Source organism: Kocuria sp. UCD-OTCP, from assembly GCF_000349605.1.
Taxonomy (GTDB): Bacteria; Actinomycetota; Actinomycetes; order Actinomycetales; family Micrococcaceae; genus Kocuria; species Kocuria rosea.
In genome coordinates this window covers 1-14,409 of sequence record NZ_AOSQ01000024.1, presented here as the reverse complement: position 1 = coordinate 14,409, position 14,409 = coordinate 1, and the positions used below count along the sequence as shown (strand labels likewise).

Sequence of the window (14,409 nt, the reverse complement as noted above, 5' to 3'; positions counted from 1 at the left end):
GCCACCTTAGCCGACCGGGGGCTACTCCTCGGTCGCGGAGGGGGACGGCGAGGCGGAGGCCTCGTCCTCGGCCGGCGCCTCGGGGGTGTCCACGGCCGCCAGGATGTCGACGACGAAGAGCAGGCTGCCGGCCGGGTAGTCGGAGTCCTCGCCCAGATCCTTCTCCGTGCCGTAGGCCTGGCCGACGGGCACGGAGAGGATCACGCGGGAGCCCTCCTTCTTGCCCTCGAGGCCCTCCTGCCAGCCCTCGATGACGTTGTCGAGCGGGAAGGACGCGGGGGCGCCGTTCTCGTAGGAGGAGTCGAAGGTCTCGCCGTCGGACCACTTGACGCCCACGTAGTGCGCGATGACGGTGTCGCCCTCGGCGACCTCCTCGCCGTCGCCCTCGATGAGGTACTCGGAGACGAGCTTCTTCGGGGCCCTGCCCTCCGGCTTCGCCACGGCCGGCACGCCCTCGTCGTTCTCGGTGATCTCCGGCAGGCCCCGGGGGCTGTCCTGCATGTCGCCCTCGATCTCGGTGGGGATCTTCCGGACGACCTCGTAGACCTCCACGGAGGTCGACTCGTCGCCGGCGGCCCCGGAGGTCTCCGGGGAGGAGTAGGCGATGATCGCGCCCTCCTTGGCGCCCACGAGCGCGTCGTACATCTCCGGGATCGACTCCTGGAGGCCCTGCTCGAGCTGGAGCACCTGGCCGGCGCCGCGGGAGTAGGTCTCGCCGATGGACGTGCCGTCGGAGCCCTTGAAGAGCGCCGCCTGCAGGAGGATGGTGTCGCCCTCGGCGAGCTCCTCCCCGTCGCCCTCGCGCAGCTCCTTCGCCCCGGCCTCCTCGGCGTTGAGCGGGGTCTCGAACGTGACGGACGGGGCCGTGCCCGCGTCCGGCTCGTTGCTGAGCTCCACGGAGTCGACGCCGGGCCCGGAGCAGCCCGTGAGGACGAGCGCCAGGGACAGGGCGGCGCCGGAGGTGGTCAGGGTCTTTCGCACGGGTGTCTTCCTCAGGGGTCGGCCCGGGTGGGGGCGGTGGGGTCGGACGGCTCGGGCCGGGACGGCGGCCAGCCTAGTGCAGGGCGCTGGGCGTTGACTGGACGGGGCGCCCCCGCGGCGCGGCTCAGACCACGGGGGCGTCCCCGTGGGCCCGCCCCGCGGTGTCGCGCTCGCCGAGGGCAGCGATCAGGGCGTCGGCCTCCGGGTGCGCCACGGCGAACGGGTCCTTGCACAGCACCGTGCGCCGGCCGCGGTCGTTGACCTTCAGGTGCACCCAGTCGACGGTGTACTCGTGCCCGGACGCGAGCACCGCCTCGATGAACCGGCCGCGCACGGCGGCCCGCGTGGCGGGCGGGGTGCGGGCGGCCTCCTGGACCCGCTCGTCGGGGACGAAGGTCGCGGCCCGTCCCCGGCGCTGCAGGAGGTTGAAGAGCCCCCGCTCCGGGGCGGTGTCGTGGTAGGCGAGGTCCAGCTGCGCCATCCGGGGCGCGGAGAGGTCCAGGTCGTCGCGGGCGGCGTAGCCGTCGAGGAGCTTCTTCTTGATCGCCCAGTCGATCTCGGTGTCGATCGCGGAGGTGTCCTGGCGGGCCACGGCGTCCAGGGCCCGCTCCCACAGGTCGAGCACCCACGGCACGCGGTCGTGGTGGGCCCCCTCCCGGTCCACGAACCGGCGCACGGACTCCAGGTGCTCGTGCTGCAGGTCCAGGGCGGAGCGGCGGGTGCCGTCGGCGAGCAGGACCGGGCGGGTGCCGGTGAGGTCGTGGGAGACCTCCCGCAGGGACCGGACGGGGTCCGCCATGGTGCGGTCGGGCAGGATCTGCCCCGCCTCGATCATCCGCAGCACGAGGTCGGTGGTCCCGATCCGCAGCGCCGTGGTGGTCTGGGACATCGTCGAGTCGCCCACGATGACGTGCAGCCGGCGGTAGTGCTCGGCGTCGGCGTGCGGCTCGTCCCGGGTGTTGATGAGGGGCCGGGAGCGCGTCGTGGCCGAGGAGGAGCCCTCCCAGATGTGGTCGGCGCGCTGGGAGAACGAGTAGCTGGGCGTCCCGGCGTCGTCGCCCATCCGGACGGCGCCGAAGTCCTCGGGCCCGGCGGAGTGGACCCTGCCGGCGCCGACGAGCAGCTGGCGGGTGACCAGGAACGGGATGAGGATCTGCACGAGCCGGGCGAACTCGGTGCGCCGGGAGATCAGGTAGTTCTCGTGCGAGCCGTAGGAGTTGCCGCGCGAGTCCACGTTGTTCTTGAACAGGTACAGCTGCCCGCCCACCCCCTGCTCCGCCAGGGCGTCCTGGGCCTGCCGCCGGAGGTCGTCGACGATCAGCTCGCCGGCCTTGTCCTGGGCGACGAGGTCCTCGAGCGTGGCGCACTCCGCGGTGGCGTACTCGGGGTGGGAGCCCACGTCCAGGTAGAGGCGCCCGCCGTTGGGCAGGAACACGTTCGAGGAACGGCCCCAGGCCACCACGGGGCGGAAGAGGGTGCGCGCGGCCTCCTCCGGGCTGAGCGGACGGGCGCCCGGGGCGCTGTGGGTGAGGCCGAACTCGGTCTCGACCCCGTAGATCCTGCGGTCCATGGGGGCTACTGGCCGCCCTTCTGGACGAAGCCCTTCACGAACTCCTCGGCGTTGGACTCGAGCACGCCGTCGATCTCGGCGAGCAGGTCGTCGGCGCTGGTAGCGCTGGTCCGGGACTGGGCGGTGGGTGCCGTGGGGGCGGGGGCTCCGGGCTCGGGGAGCTCGGACTCCTCGCGGCGCTGGGCGCCGGTGCCGAAGATGCGTTCCTGGGCCATGACGGGGTTCCTCCTGGGGATGGTGGTCGGGGTGCTCAGCCGAGGGAGCCGGTGTGCACGAGGGCGGGTCGGGCGGTGGCGAGGGCGCGGACGAGGTGCTCGGCGTCGGGTGCCGCGCTCAGCAGGGGGTCGACGTCCTCGCGGGTCAGCTCGAGCGGCTCGGGCATCGCGATCCGCGCGCCGCGGCGGACGCCGGGCAGGGTGAGCGAGACCGAGTCCCAGTTGGCCGTGAGGACGTCGTCGGGGAAGCGGGTCATCAGCCGGCCGCGGAACCACGCCCGGGTGTCGGCGGGGGGCAGGCCGGCGGCGCGCTCCACCTCCTCGGCGGTGAAGAGGGTGCGCATCCGGCCGGCCGCGACCAGCCGGTGGTGCAGGCCCTTCTCCGGGCGCACGTCCGCGTACTGCAGGTCGATGAGCGTCAGGCGCGGGTCGTCCCACGCCAGACCGTCGCGCTCGCGGTAGCCCAGCAGCAGGGCGTGCTTGGCGACCCAGTCCAGGCGGTCCGCGAGGGACAGGGGGTCCGTCTCCAGGGCGTCGAGGACCTCCGCCCACAGCTCGAGCACCTCGCGGGTGTCCGGGTCGGGGCCCCCGGTCGCGTACTCGTGCGCCCGGGCGGCCTCGAGGTAGAGCCGCTGCAGCTGGACGCCCGTGAGCCGCCGGCCGTCCCGGAGCAGGACGGTGGTGGTCAGCCCCGGGTCGTGGCTGATCGCCTGCAGGGCGGCCACCGGGTCGGCGAGGGCGACGTCCGGGGCGGCACCGGCCTCGATCAGGCCGAGGACCAGGGAGGTGGTGCCGAACTTCAGCAGGCTCGAGGTGTGGGAGAGGTTGGCGTCGCCGATGATGACGTGCAGGCGCCGGTGGCGGGTGCGCTCGGCGTGGGGCTCGTCGCGGGTGTTGACGATGGGCCGGTGGACGGTGGTCTCGAGGCCGACCTCGCGCTCGAAGAAGTCGGCGCGCTGGCTGATCTGGAAGCCCGGGCGCCCGCCGCGGTCCCCGATGCCGACGCGACCCGCGCCGCACACCACCTGGCGGGAGGCGAAGAAGGGCAGCAGCCCGGCGGCGAGGGCGGCGAAGGGCACGGCGCGGGGCACGAGGTAGTTCTCGTGGGCGCCGTAGGAGACGGACTTGTTGTCGGTGTTGTTCTTGTAGAGGTTCACGACGTCGAGGCCGGTCGTGGCGGCGCTCGCGGCGATCGCCCGGACCGCGTCGAGGGCCACCCGGTCCCCGGCGGCGTCCCAGAGGACGGCGTCGCGGGGGGTGGTGACCTCCGGGGAGGAGTACTCGGGGTGCGAGTGGTCCACGTAGAGGCGGGCGCCGTTGGGCAGGACGGTGTTCATCACGACCTGCCGCCAGTCCAGGGACTCGGCGTGGGACCCGATCTCCCGGAGGGCCTCGGCGGCGACCTCCTCGGCCGTGAGCACGGGCGCGACGTCGGTGAGCTGCGAGGGGTCGGCCTGGTCGCGGGGGACGGTGAAGCCGCGGGCGTCCTCGAGGGGGGTCTCGCCGTGGTAGTCCCACCCGGCGGCGGTCCGGGACGCGCCGAGGCGGCGCCGCACGAGGGCGGCGTAGGTGGTGACCACCTGACTGGAGAGCACGGTGGCGTTGGCGTGCGGGTTGCCGGTGGCGAGCACGCCGAACTCGGTCTCGGCGCCCATGACGCGGCGGACGCTCACGCGGGCCCCTCCCCCGGGACCGGCCCGGCCGGCGTCGGTCCGGTCGGCGCCGGGGCGTGGCGCCCGCCGGGGCCGGCCGGGTGCGGGTCGCGGTGCAGGACCACGCGCAGGTCGGTGATGGTGTCGCCGCGGCGGCCCGAGATGCGGGCCCAGTCCTCCGGGTTGGAGGTGTTGGGCAGGTCCTGCTGCTCGTGGAACTCCTCGTCCACCGCGCGGACCAGGTGGTCGCGGCCCAGGCCGCGGACCCCGGTGGTGAGCAGGTCCTTGATGGCCTGCTTCTTGGCCCGGTCCACCACGTTGCGGATGACCGCCCCGGAGGTGAAGTCGCTGAAGTAGAGGGTCTCCTCGGTGCCGTCCCGGTAGCTCAGGTGCAGGAACCGGGTGCCGGGGCTCTTCTCGTACATCCGGGCCACGGCGGCGTCCACGAGGGCGGCGACGGCCCCGGCGCGGGAGCCGGCGGCGTCGACCTCGTCCTGGCGCAGCGGCAGGTCCTCGGTGACGTAGAGCCGCAGGATCTCGGCGGCGCCCTCGGCGTCCGGGCGGTCGATGCGGATCTTCACGTCGAGCCGGCCCGGGCGCAGCACGGCGGGGTCGATCATGTCCTCGCGGTTCGTGGCGCCGATGACGATGACGTTGTCCAGGCGCTCCACGCCGTCGATCTCGGTGAGCAGCTGCGGGACGATGGTGGTCTCCACGTCCGAGGACAGCCCGGAGCCGCGGGTGCGGAACAGGGAGTCCATCTCGTCGAAGAACACGACCACGGGGATGCCGCGGGCCGCCTGCTCGCGGGCGCGCAGGAAGATGGAGCGGATCTGGCGCTCGGTCTCCCCCACGTACTTGTCCAGCAGCTCGGGGCCCTTGATGTTGAGGAAGTAGCCCAGGGCCTTCCCGCGCCCGGCGCGGTCCGCGGCGCGCTCGGCGAGGGAGCGGGCCACGGCCTTCGCGATGAGCGTCTTGCCGTTGCCCGGGGGCCCGTAGAGCAGGATGCCCTTGGGCGGGGTGAGCCCGTGCTCGCGGTAGAGCTCGGGGTGCACGAAGGGCAGCTCGACGGCGTCGCGGATCTGCTCGATCTGGGGGCCGAGGCCGCCGATGTCGTCGTAAGAGACGGCGGGGACCTCCTCGAGGACGAGCTGCTCGACGTCGGAGCGCTCGATGGGCTCGAGGGCGAAGCCGGTGCGGTGGTCGATGGAGACCGCGTCGCCGATCTCCGGGCGGCTCCGGCGCAGGAGCCCGGAGAGCAGCAGGACGCGCTCCTCGTCGGAGCGTCCCACGGTGAGGACGCGGTCGTGGTCGACGATCTCCTTGACGGTGGCGATCTCGCCGGTCTGCTCGTAGTCGAGGACGGCGCCGACGGTGTAGTTCTGGTCGAGGAGTACCTGGCGGCCCGGTTCGCAGGCGGCGAAGCTCACGAGCGGGCTGAGGGCCACGCGCATGCGGCGCCCGGCCACGAGGACGTCGAGGGTGCGGTCGGTGACGGCGGGACCGCTGCCCGTCTGCTCGCCGACCGGGGTGCGCCCGGGGTTGACCTGCAGCACGGTGCCCTGGCTCAGGGGCGGGACCAGGTCGTTCTCGAGGGCGCGCTTGAGCTGGGCGATCTCGGTGCGGGTCGCGTCGAGGAGCCGGACGAGCTTCTGGTTCTGGGTGCCGGCGGCGGCGAGCTGCTTGTCGAGGGCGCGCTTCTGGTCGCGCAGGATGTTGACCTGCCGCTGGGCGTTCGTCAGGGCCCGGCGGGTCTGCTCGGCGTCCGCCGGCCCGGTGCCGGCCGGTCCGGTGGTCTGCTGCGGGGAGGTCTCGTTCACGGGCGCTCCTCGTGGGGCTGCTCGGGCGCGGCGTCGGGTGCGGGGTCCGCCGGAGCGGCCGCCGGTGTCGTGGCCCGGGCGGGGGCGTCGGCCGGCGGGGTCGCGCCGGCGGCGCGCTCGGCCAGGCCCAGGGCGTCGCGGCCGGCGCGGCGCAGCTTCTTGTCGGTGACGTCCCGCTCGCCGAGGGCCACGGGGGTCCAGGCCTGCAGGTCCTCCTCGCTGTACTCGGACTTGGAGGCCCGCCGCTTGGGCGCCAGCCGCTCGGAGCCGTCGGCCAGCCGGCGGGCGGAGAGCAGGAAGCCGGTGTGGGCGACCATGCGGTGGTCCGGGCGCACGGCCAGGCCCTCGACGTGCCAGCCGCGGACCATGGTCTCGGAGGCGTCGGGCTCGGTGAAGCGGCCGTCGGCGCGCATCGCCTCGGCGGTGCGGGAGAGCTGGGTGACGGTCGCGACGTAGCACATGACGACCCCGCCGGGGGTCAGGGCCGTGGCCACGGCGTCGAGGCACTCCCACGGGGCGAGCATGTCGAGGACCACGCGATCCACGGAGCCGGGCGCCTCGTGCTCGCCGAGCTCCTCGGCGAGGTCCCCGATGCTGATCTGCCACGCGGGGTGCGGGCCGCCGAACATGGTCTCCACGTTGCCGCGGGCGATGTCGGCGAACTCCGCCCGCCGTTCGAAGGAGTGCAGCCGGCCCTCGTCCCCCACCGCGCGCAGCAGGGAGATGGACAGCGCGCCGGAGCCGACACCGGCCTCGACCACCCGGGCGCCCGGGAAGATGTCGGCCATCGTGACGATCTGGCCGGCGTCCTTGGGGTAGACCACCGCGGCGCCGCGCGGCATGGACAGCACGAAGTCCTTGAGCAGCGGGCGCAGGGCCTGGTACCGGAACCCGGCGGAGTTCTCGACCACGGTGCCCTCCGGGCGGCCGATGAGCTCGCCGTGGCTGAGCACGCCGCGGTGGGAGTGGAACTCGCCGTCGTCCGCGAGCGTGACCGTGTTCATCCGGCCGCGCTCGTCGGTCAGCTGCACGCGCTCCCCTGCCCGGAAGGGCCCGCGCCGGTTGGCGGCGCCCCGCGGGGACGCGGGGGCGGGGGCGGCGGTGTGGTCAGCGGTTCCGGTCATCGGCTCACTCTCGGGGCAGGGCGTGGTCTGGTCTGGTCGTGCGGGGGCCGGCGGAGGCTCCGCAGGCCCGGGGGTCCTCCCCCATTGTGTCACCGCGGCGCGGGGGGCCGGGGCGGGGCCCGGCGTCAGCCGGCGAGCAGGCGCTCGAGGGCGGCGGTGCGCAGCACGCCCACGAGGGCGCCGTCGGGTCCCGTCACCACGTAGTGGGGGTACTCCCGGGCGGCGACGGCCCGCAGCAGGGACTCCTCGCGCAGCCCGGCGTCGAGCACGGCGTCGGCGGGCAGGTGCTGGAGCACGGACGTCAGCGGGGTGTCGGCCCGCCGGGCCGGGGGCACGGCGTCGGCCGCGGCCGGCAGGAGCAGACCGACGACCTGCCGGTCCGGGGAGACGGCCAGCACGTGCGGGACCGGGCCGCCCGGGGCGGCGGCGCGGGCGAGGTGGTCGGTGACCAGCCGGTCGGTGTGGGCCAGGGAGGCGCCCTCCGGCACCGCCACGGCGGGCTCGGCCAGCGCGGCGGCGCTGACGCCGTGCACGCGGGACAGGACCGCCGCCCCGCGCAGGGACGCCCCGGCGCCCTGCCACATGAAGCCGGCGATGAGGACGACGAGCACGAGGGCGACGGGCTGGTTCCACAGGCCCGTGACCCCGGCCCCGACGACGAGGCCCACGGCGAGCAGCCGGCCCGTCCAGGCGGCCACCACCGTGCCGTGGTGCTCCCGGCCGGTGACCGCCCAGACCAGGGCCTCCACCACCCTGCCGCCGTCCAGGGGCAGGCCCGGCAGCACGTTGAAGACGCCGACGATGAGGTTCGCCCACGTGGTGAGGTCGAGCAGCACCCAGCCGAGCGTGGGCGACGGCTCCCCGGTGCGCAGCAGCGTCCAGCCGGCCAGGCCGAGCGCGAGGTTCACGGCCGGTCCGGCCAGCGAGACCGCGGCGGAGGCCAGCGGGGTGCTGCGCACGTCCCCGAAGTGGGTGTGGCCGCCGAGCAGGCTGAGCACGATCCGGCCGGTGGGCCAGCCGAAGGCCCGGCCCGTCCAGGCGTGGGCCAGTTCGTGCAGCAGCACGGACAGGGCCAGGGTCAGGGCGAAGCCCAGGGACGCGGCGTAGTTGAGCGCGCCGAGCCGCGGGTAGGCGGTCATCAGCACGGGGGTGTAGAGGAGCACGGTGACCGCGGCGATCACGAACCACGACCAGGAGAGCGTGATGGGCACCCCGCCGATCCGGCCCAGGGGGATGCCCTCGCTGCGGGGGCGGCTCACGCGCGGGCCCCGGCCACGATGCGGCCGAGGTCCTCGGGGCCCACGCCGGCGAGGCTCGGCAGCACGAGGTCGGCGCCGGCGTCGTCGAGCGGGACCATGTTGGGCACGCCCACGGTGAAGATCCCCGCGGCGGTCGCGGAGCGGATGCCCGTGCGGGAGTCCTCGACGGCCACCATGCCGGCGCGCGCCAGCGGCCGGCCGGCGCGCTCGGCGAGACCGGCGGCGCCGATCCGGTAGGGGTCGGGGGCCGGCTTCGCCGGGTGGCCGAGGTCGCCGGTGACGACGACGTCGAAGACGCCCGGGCCGCCGAAGGCGTCGAGGACGACCTCGGCCAGGGGCGCTTCGCTGCTGGTGACCAGGGCCAGGGGCACGCCGCGCTCGCGCAGGGCGGCGACCAGCTCCGGCGCCCCCTCCTTGTAGACGACCCGCTCCCGGGTGCGGGCCGCGACCCGGCCGATGAGCCGGTCCACGATCTCCCGGACACCTAAGCGCACCCCCTGCCGCTGGAACACGGCGGCGGCGTCCTCCAGCCCGGTGCCGACCATGGCCAGGGCGTCGGCCTCGGTCCAGGTGCCCCCGTGGGAGCGGACCAGCTCGATCTCGGCCTCGATCCAGTACGGCTCGGTGTCCACCAGGGTCCCGTCCATGTCGAACAGCACGGCGGTGGGCAGGAGGTCGTCGGGGGACGCGGACGGGAGGCTGGACATGGCCTCCATCGTAGTGGCCGCAACACGGGGCCCCTCGTGCCGGGGCCTCTTGCCGTCGATGTCCCGGCGCGTAGTGTGGGTTCCGTGAGCAACAACTTCGACGAGACGTTCCCCCGCCCCCAGGCGGGGCCGTTCGGCGTGGTCCGCGAGGACGGTGACCAGGAGCGCGTGACCGTGCTGGTGGCCGCGTTCGAGGGGTGGAACGACGCCGGGGACGCCGCCACGGACGCCGTGCAGTTCCTGGCCACCCACTACGGGGCGAAGGACGTCTTCGAGGTGACCTCGGACGACTACTACGACTACCAGTTCTCCCGGCCCCTCGTGCGCCGCGGGGCGACCGGCGACGTGAAGATCGTCTGGCCCACGACCCGGCTCTCCACCGCCACCGTGCCCGGCACGAACCTCGACCTCGTGCTGCTGCACGGCTGGGAGCCCTCCTACCGGTGGCGCTCCTTCACCGCGGAGCTGCTCGAGCAGGCGACCCTGCTCGACGTCGACTTCGTGGTGATGGTCGGGGCGCTGCTCGCGGACGTGCCGCACACCCGGCCCATCCCGGTGACCAAGACCTCGGACACCGCTGAGCTCCAGGACGAGCTGGGCATCGACTCCTCCCAGTACGAGGGTCCCACCGGGATCGTGGGGCTGCTCTCCCACATGGCCTCCCTGGGCGGGTTCCCCACGGTCAGCCTGTGGGCGGCGGTGCCCCACTACGTGGCGCAGTCCCCCTCCCCGAAGGCCGAGCTGGCCCTGCTGCGGGAGCTCGAGGAGCTGCTCAGCATCACCCTGCCCCTGGACGCCATCGCCGAGGACGCCGAGGCGTGGGAGCGCGGGGTCAACGAGCTGGCCTCCGACGACCCCGAGATCGCCGCCTACGTCCAGCAGCTCGAGGAGGCCAAGGACACCACGGACCTGCCCGAGGCCACCGGGGACGCGATCGCCAAGGAGTTCGAGCGCTACCTGCGCCGCCGCCGCGACGAGAAGTGAGCGGCGCCGGCGCCCGGTGACGGGGACCGGACGACGGAGGGGCGGCACCCGGTCCCGGGTGCCGCCCCTCCGTCGTTCCTGCGCCGTGTCGTTCCTGCGCCGTCCGGCGGGACCGGGCCCGCCGGCGGGCTCAGAGCTCGATGCCGAGCCGGGCGTCCACCAGGTCCCGGACCAGCCGGGCGTCCGCCCCGCAGGACCCCGGGGTCCCGGTGGTCAGGGCGTCGGCGGCCCACGCGTCCAGCGCCGCCAGCGCCGCGGGGGCGTCCAGGTCGTCGGACAGGGCGGTGCGCACGGCCTCCAGCAGCGGGGCCGCGCTGCCCTCCGGGGCCACGGCCAGGGCGCGGCGCCACGCGTCCACGCGGGCGACGGCGCCGGCCAGCACGAGGTCGGTCCAGAACCAGTCGTCGGTGTAGCGGTGGGCGAGGATCGCGGTGCGGATCACGGCGGGATCGACCCCCTGGGCCCGCAGCGCGGAGACGAGCACCAGATTGCCCTTGGACTTGGACATCTTCTCCCCGTCGAGGCCGACCATCCCGGTGTGCAGGAAGTGCCGGGCCATGGGCCTGCCGGTCAGCGCCCAGCAGTGGCCGGCGCCCATCTCGTGGTGCGGGAAGACGAGGTCCGAGCCGCCGCCCTGGACGGTGAACGGGGCGGGCAGGTGCTCCAGGGCGATGAGCGAGCACTCGATGTGCCAGCCGGGCCGACCCGGGCCCAGCGACGAGCCGTCCCAGGCGGGCTCCCCGGGGCGCTCCGCGCGCCACAGCAGCGGGTCCAGCCGGTGCCGCTTGCCCGGGCGCTCGGGGTCCCCGCCGCGCTCGGCGAACAGCGGCAGCATCTGCTCGGGGGTCAGGTGGGAGACGTCGCCGAGCACCCACGCGTCGTCGTCGTCGGTGGGCAGCGCGCCCGCGGCCTCGACGTCGAAGTAGACGTCCCCGTCCGGCTCGCCGTCCCGGCCCGCCACCCGGTAGGCGAGGTCGCGGGCCACGAGGCGCTCGACGGCCGGCACGATCCAGCCGACGGCCTCGGTCGCGCCCACGTAGTGCTGGGGCGGGAGGACGTTGAGCGCGCTCATGTCGGTGCGGAACAGCTCGGTCTGCTCGGCGGCCAGGTCACGCCAGTCCACGCCGGTGGCCGCGGCCCGCTCGAGCAGCGGGTCGTCCACGTCGGTGACGTTCTGCACGTAGTCCACCGGGGTCCCCGCGTCCAGCCAGGCGCGGTGCAGCAGGTCGAAGGCCACGTACGTGGCGGCGTGCCCCATGTGGGTGGCGTCGTACGGGGTGATCCCGCACACGTAGAGGCTCGCCCGCTCCTGCCGGGGCAGCTCCACCCGCCGCCGCAGCCGGGTGTCCTGCACGACGGGCAGGGCCGCCTCGCCAGGGAGGTCGGGAACGGGTCGGGCGGACCAGGCTTTCATGCTCACCTCGGGTGGTTCGGGGATCGGACGACGGCCGCGGGGCCTCACCCAACCTACCGGACCGGCCGCCGCCCCCGATCCGGAGGTGACGCAGGGCTCAGGCGCTGATCACCCCGAGGCCCAGGAGCACGAAGATGGCCAGGCCCAGGGCGATGCGGTACCACACGAAGATCGTGTAGCTGCGGTTGGAGATGTAGTGCATGAACCAGCCGATGATCACGTACGCCACCACGAACGCGATGCCCGTGGCCACGAGGGTCTCTGTCATGCCGTAGGGCCCCGCCTGCGGCTGCCCCACGGACTGCGCCAGCTTGTACAGTCCCGAGGCGAACACCGCGGGGATGGCCAGCAGGAACGCGTAGCGGGCCGCGGCCTCGCGCGTGTAGCCCATCAGCAGTCCCGCCGTGATCGTGCCGCCGGACCGCGAGACCCCCGGGATCAGGGCCAGCGCCTGCGCCAGCCCGAAGAGCACGCCGTGCTTGACGGTGAGGTCGTCCAGGTGCCGGGCCTGCCGGCCCACCCGGTCCGCGACCGCAAGGATCACACCGAAGACCACCAGCATCGTGGCCGTGATCCACAGGGAGCGGAACTCCGTGTCGATGTAGTCCTCCAGCAGCAGCCCCAGCACGCCGATGGGCAGGGAGCCCAGGATGATCAGCCACCCCATCCGGGCGTCGGGGTCCGAGCGCTCCACGCGGCCCACCAGGGACAGGGTCCACTGCTTGAGGATCCGGACGATGTCCCGCCAGAAGTAGATGATCACGGCGGTCTCGGTGCCCAGCTGCGTGATGGCCGTGAACGCGGCGCCGGGGTCGGCGCTGTTGGGCAGCAGCTCGCCCACGATGCGCAGGTGCGCCGAGGAGGACACGGGGAGGAACTCGGTCAGGCCCTGGACGAGGCCGAGAATGATGGTTTCGATCCAATTCACCCGGCCACCCTACGGCACGCTCCGCGCCGGGGACGGCGGGACAGGCCCGGACGCGGCAGGAACGGCCCGCCGTGCGGGCCGTTCCTGCGGGTGCGGTGCGGGGGACGGGGCTCAGCGGGCGGAGCGCGCCCCGTCGGCGTCGTCGAGGTCCTCGTAGTCCTCCTCGTCGACGAGGTCCTCGTCGAGCATCTCGTTGTCCTCCAGGAGCTCCTCGTCGTCCTCCGAGTCGTCCTCGTCCTCGTCCTCGTCCTCGTCGTCGGAGTCGTCGTCCGAGTCGTCCTCCTCCGCGAAGACGGTCAGCGGGGTGACCTCGTCGTAGGCGTCGTAGAGCGCCTCCTCGTAGGCGTCGAAGGCGTCGGCGATGGCGATGTAGGCGCCGTCGACGGCCGGGTCGTCGTCGCTGCGCCGGTTGGACGCGGCGACGAGGTGTTCTTCGAAGGCGCTCACGAGGGCCTGCAACGCGGCACGAGGGTCATTGCTCATGGAGTAGACGTTAGCGCTATTCCGTGCAGAATGGGGACCGATGAGAGAACAAGTCCGGACCAGCTCGGCCACCCTCACGAGGGACGCCGACCAGCGCTACGAGTACCTCCTGCTGACCGTGGCGCCGCACGAACCGCTCGGCGACGCGCGGGCCCGGATCAGCGAGCACGCCGAGTACGGCAAGTGGGAGCTGACCCGTTCCGTGCTGCTCTACGGCGGGACCCGCAAGTACTGGCTGCGCCGCCGGGTGATGCGCGTGGAGCGCACCGTCTGAGCCCGGGACCCGTCCCCGCCGGCGGGGCTCAGCCCCCGATCGGGCCCAGCAGAGCCTTGGCCACGGCCGCGTGCACGGACTCGTCGTCGGACGGGTGGTAGATCCCGGCGAGCACGTCCCGGTACAGCCGTTCCAGCTCCCCGCCCCGGGAGTACTGGGCCCCTCCCGAGCTGCGCATCGCGAGGTCGACGACCCCGCGGGCCGCCTCGGTGGCCCGGTGCTTGACCCCGGAGAACAGCAGGAACCAGCGGGGGCCGTGGTCCGGGGCGCCGGCGGTGCCGAGGGCGTCCACGTCCGCGGCCAGCCGGAGCAGCTGCAGCTCCACCCCGTCCCGCAACAGGGCGGCCTCGGCGATCCGTCGGCGGACGTCGGGGCGCTCGGCGCGGGGCGCTCCCCCGCCGCGGGACCGCCGGATGCCGGCGATCTCCACGGCCAGCTCCACCGCACGGTCCGCGATCCCGGTGTAGACGGCGGCCAGCAGCAGCTCGAAGCAGCCGAAGACGCCCCACACCACCGGGTCCGGGTTCGGGCCCACCGGGGTGCGGGTGAGCACCTGCTCCGCGGGCATCGGCACCGAGCGCAGCACCGTGGTCCGGGACTGTGAGGCCCGCATGCCCATGGTGTCCCAGTCGTCGAGGACCTCGATGCCCTCCGCCGCCCGGTCCAGGAGGCCGAAGACCAGCGGCGTGCCCTCCTCGGCGTCGTCGCGGGCGTGGACGATCAGCCGGGTCCACACGGGGGACAGCGAGGTGAAGATCTTCGTGCCCGTGATCCGGTAGCCGTCCGCCACGGCCACCGCGGTGGTGTCGGAGTCGAAGAGCACGGAGTCGTTGCCCGCCTCGGAGATGCCGAAGGCGAAGATCTCCCCGGCCGCGGCCAGCTCGAAGATCCGCTCGGCCCGGGCGTCCCCGCGCAGGCGCAGGGTGTGCGCCACGCCCACCAGGACGTGGTGCATGTTGATGCCCAGCGCTTTTCGAACGGGTTTTATGGTGGCGCAG

At 74.0% G+C, this 14,409-nt stretch carries 14 protein-coding genes; 2 read left to right on the top strand and 12 right to left on the bottom strand.

Annotation, left to right across the window (positions count from 1 at the left end):
* Positions 1 to 21: 21 nt before the first annotated feature.
* The 8 genes from H488_RS28120 to H488_RS28090 form a co-directional block, all read right to left on the bottom strand.
* Entirely contained in the window at positions 22 to 981 is a 960-nt protein-coding gene (locus tag H488_RS28120; protein ID WP_017833512.1) for an FKBP-type peptidyl-prolyl cis-trans isomerase, read from the bottom strand.
* Between the two features lie 124 nt (positions 982 to 1,105).
* Positions 1,106 to 2,551, bottom strand: coding sequence for a Pup--protein ligase (gene pafA / locus H488_RS28115; protein ID WP_017833511.1), 1,446 nt, complete (start codon positions 2,549 to 2,551; stop codon positions 1,106 to 1,108).
* Between the two features lie 5 nt (positions 2,552 to 2,556).
* Complete coding sequence (locus H488_RS28110) at positions 2,557 to 2,766, bottom strand: ubiquitin-like protein Pup (protein WP_017833510.1); 210 nt, start codon at positions 2,764 to 2,766, stop codon at positions 2,557 to 2,559.
* A 35-nt stretch (positions 2,767 to 2,801) separates the two neighbouring features.
* Positions 2,802 to 4,439 (bottom strand): depupylase/deamidase Dop, encoded by a 1,638-nt coding sequence (gene dop, locus H488_RS28105; RefSeq protein ID WP_017833509.1) that lies wholly within the window; start codon positions 4,437 to 4,439, stop codon positions 2,802 to 2,804.
* A complete protein-coding gene (gene arc / locus H488_RS28100) occupies positions 4,436 to 6,238 on the bottom strand; it encodes a proteasome ATPase (RefSeq protein WP_017833508.1) in 1,803 nt (600 codons plus the stop codon). Before arc ends, dop begins: the two co-directional genes overlap by 4 nt.
* Entirely contained in the window at positions 6,235 to 7,362 is a 1,128-nt protein-coding gene (locus H488_RS28095; protein WP_017833507.1) for a tRNA (adenine-N1)-methyltransferase, read from the bottom strand. The genes arc and H488_RS28095 overlap by 4 nt, the downstream gene beginning before the upstream one ends.
* 125 nt (positions 7,363 to 7,487) lie before the next feature.
* Positions 7,488 to 8,621: a site-2 protease family protein gene (locus tag H488_RS0118425; RefSeq protein ID WP_017833506.1), complete on the bottom strand. Its 1,134-nt coding sequence runs from the start codon at positions 8,619 to 8,621 to the stop codon at positions 7,488 to 7,490.
* Positions 8,618 to 9,328, bottom strand: a complete 711-nt coding sequence (locus H488_RS28090; protein ID WP_017833505.1) for an HAD family hydrolase — start codon at positions 9,326 to 9,328, stop codon at positions 8,618 to 8,620. The genes H488_RS0118425 and H488_RS28090 overlap by 4 nt, the downstream gene beginning before the upstream one ends.
* A 75-nt stretch (positions 9,329 to 9,403) precedes the next feature.
* On the opposite strand from H488_RS28090, the gene H488_RS28085 reads away from it, so the two are divergent.
* Positions 9,404 to 10,312 (top strand): PAC2 family protein, encoded by a 909-nt coding sequence (locus tag H488_RS28085; protein WP_017833504.1) that lies wholly within the window; start codon positions 9,404 to 9,406, stop codon positions 10,310 to 10,312.
* A gap of 130 nt (positions 10,313 to 10,442) precedes the next feature.
* Here the strand turns inward: H488_RS28085 and mshC are convergent, their stop codons facing one another.
* From mshC to H488_RS37455, 3 genes are all read right to left on the bottom strand, one after another.
* Positions 10,443 to 11,726, bottom strand: coding sequence for a cysteine--1-D-myo-inosityl 2-amino-2-deoxy-alpha-D-glucopyranoside ligase (gene mshC, locus H488_RS28080; protein WP_017833503.1), 1,284 nt, complete (start codon positions 11,724 to 11,726; stop codon positions 10,443 to 10,445).
* A gap of 97 nt (positions 11,727 to 11,823) precedes the next feature.
* Complete coding sequence (locus tag H488_RS28075; protein ID WP_017833502.1) at positions 11,824 to 12,654, bottom strand: undecaprenyl-diphosphate phosphatase; 831 nt, start codon at positions 12,652 to 12,654, stop codon at positions 11,824 to 11,826.
* A gap of 111 nt (positions 12,655 to 12,765) precedes the next feature.
* Positions 12,766 to 13,137, bottom strand: coding sequence for a hypothetical protein (locus H488_RS37455; protein WP_031283040.1), 372 nt, complete (start codon positions 13,135 to 13,137; stop codon positions 12,766 to 12,768).
* A 40-nt stretch (positions 13,138 to 13,177) separates the two neighbouring features.
* Here H488_RS37455 and H488_RS28065 point away from each other — a divergent pair, with 40 nt between their 5' ends.
* A complete protein-coding gene (locus H488_RS28065) occupies positions 13,178 to 13,411 on the top strand; it encodes a DUF5703 family protein (RefSeq protein WP_017833500.1) in 234 nt (77 codons plus the stop codon).
* Positions 13,412 to 13,439: 28 nt separating this feature from the next.
* Here the strand turns inward: H488_RS28065 and H488_RS28060 are convergent.
* A partial coding sequence (locus H488_RS28060; protein ID WP_031283038.1) for an acyl-CoA dehydrogenase family protein occupies positions 13,440 to 14,409 on the bottom strand: 970 nt, incomplete at its 5' end.

Bases quoted from the DNA above. Each gene is read 5' to 3' on its own strand.
- H488_RS28090 (WP_017833505.1), bottom strand. From the start codon at position 9,328: ATGTCCAGCCTCCCGTCCGCGTCCCCCGACGACCTCCTGCCCACCGCC.
- H488_RS28110 (WP_017833510.1), bottom strand. From the start codon at position 2,766: ATGGCCCAGGAACGCATCTTCGGCACCGGCGCCCAGCGCCGCGAGGAG.
- H488_RS28065 (WP_017833500.1), top strand. From the start codon at position 13,178: ATGAGAGAACAAGTCCGGACCAGCTCGGCCACCCTCACGAGGGACGCC.
- H488_RS28095 (WP_017833507.1), bottom strand. From the start codon at position 7,362: ATGACCGGAACCGCTGACCACACCGCCGCCCCCGCCCCCGCGTCCCCG.
- mshC (WP_017833503.1), bottom strand. From the start codon at position 11,726: ATGAAAGCCTGGTCCGCCCGACCCGTTCCCGACCTCCCTGGCGAGGCG.
- pafA (WP_017833511.1), bottom strand. From the start codon at position 2,551: ATGGACCGCAGGATCTACGGGGTCGAGACCGAGTTCGGCCTCACCCAC.
- H488_RS37455 (WP_031283040.1), bottom strand. From the start codon at position 13,137: ATGAGCAATGACCCTCGTGCCGCGTTGCAGGCCCTCGTGAGCGCCTTC.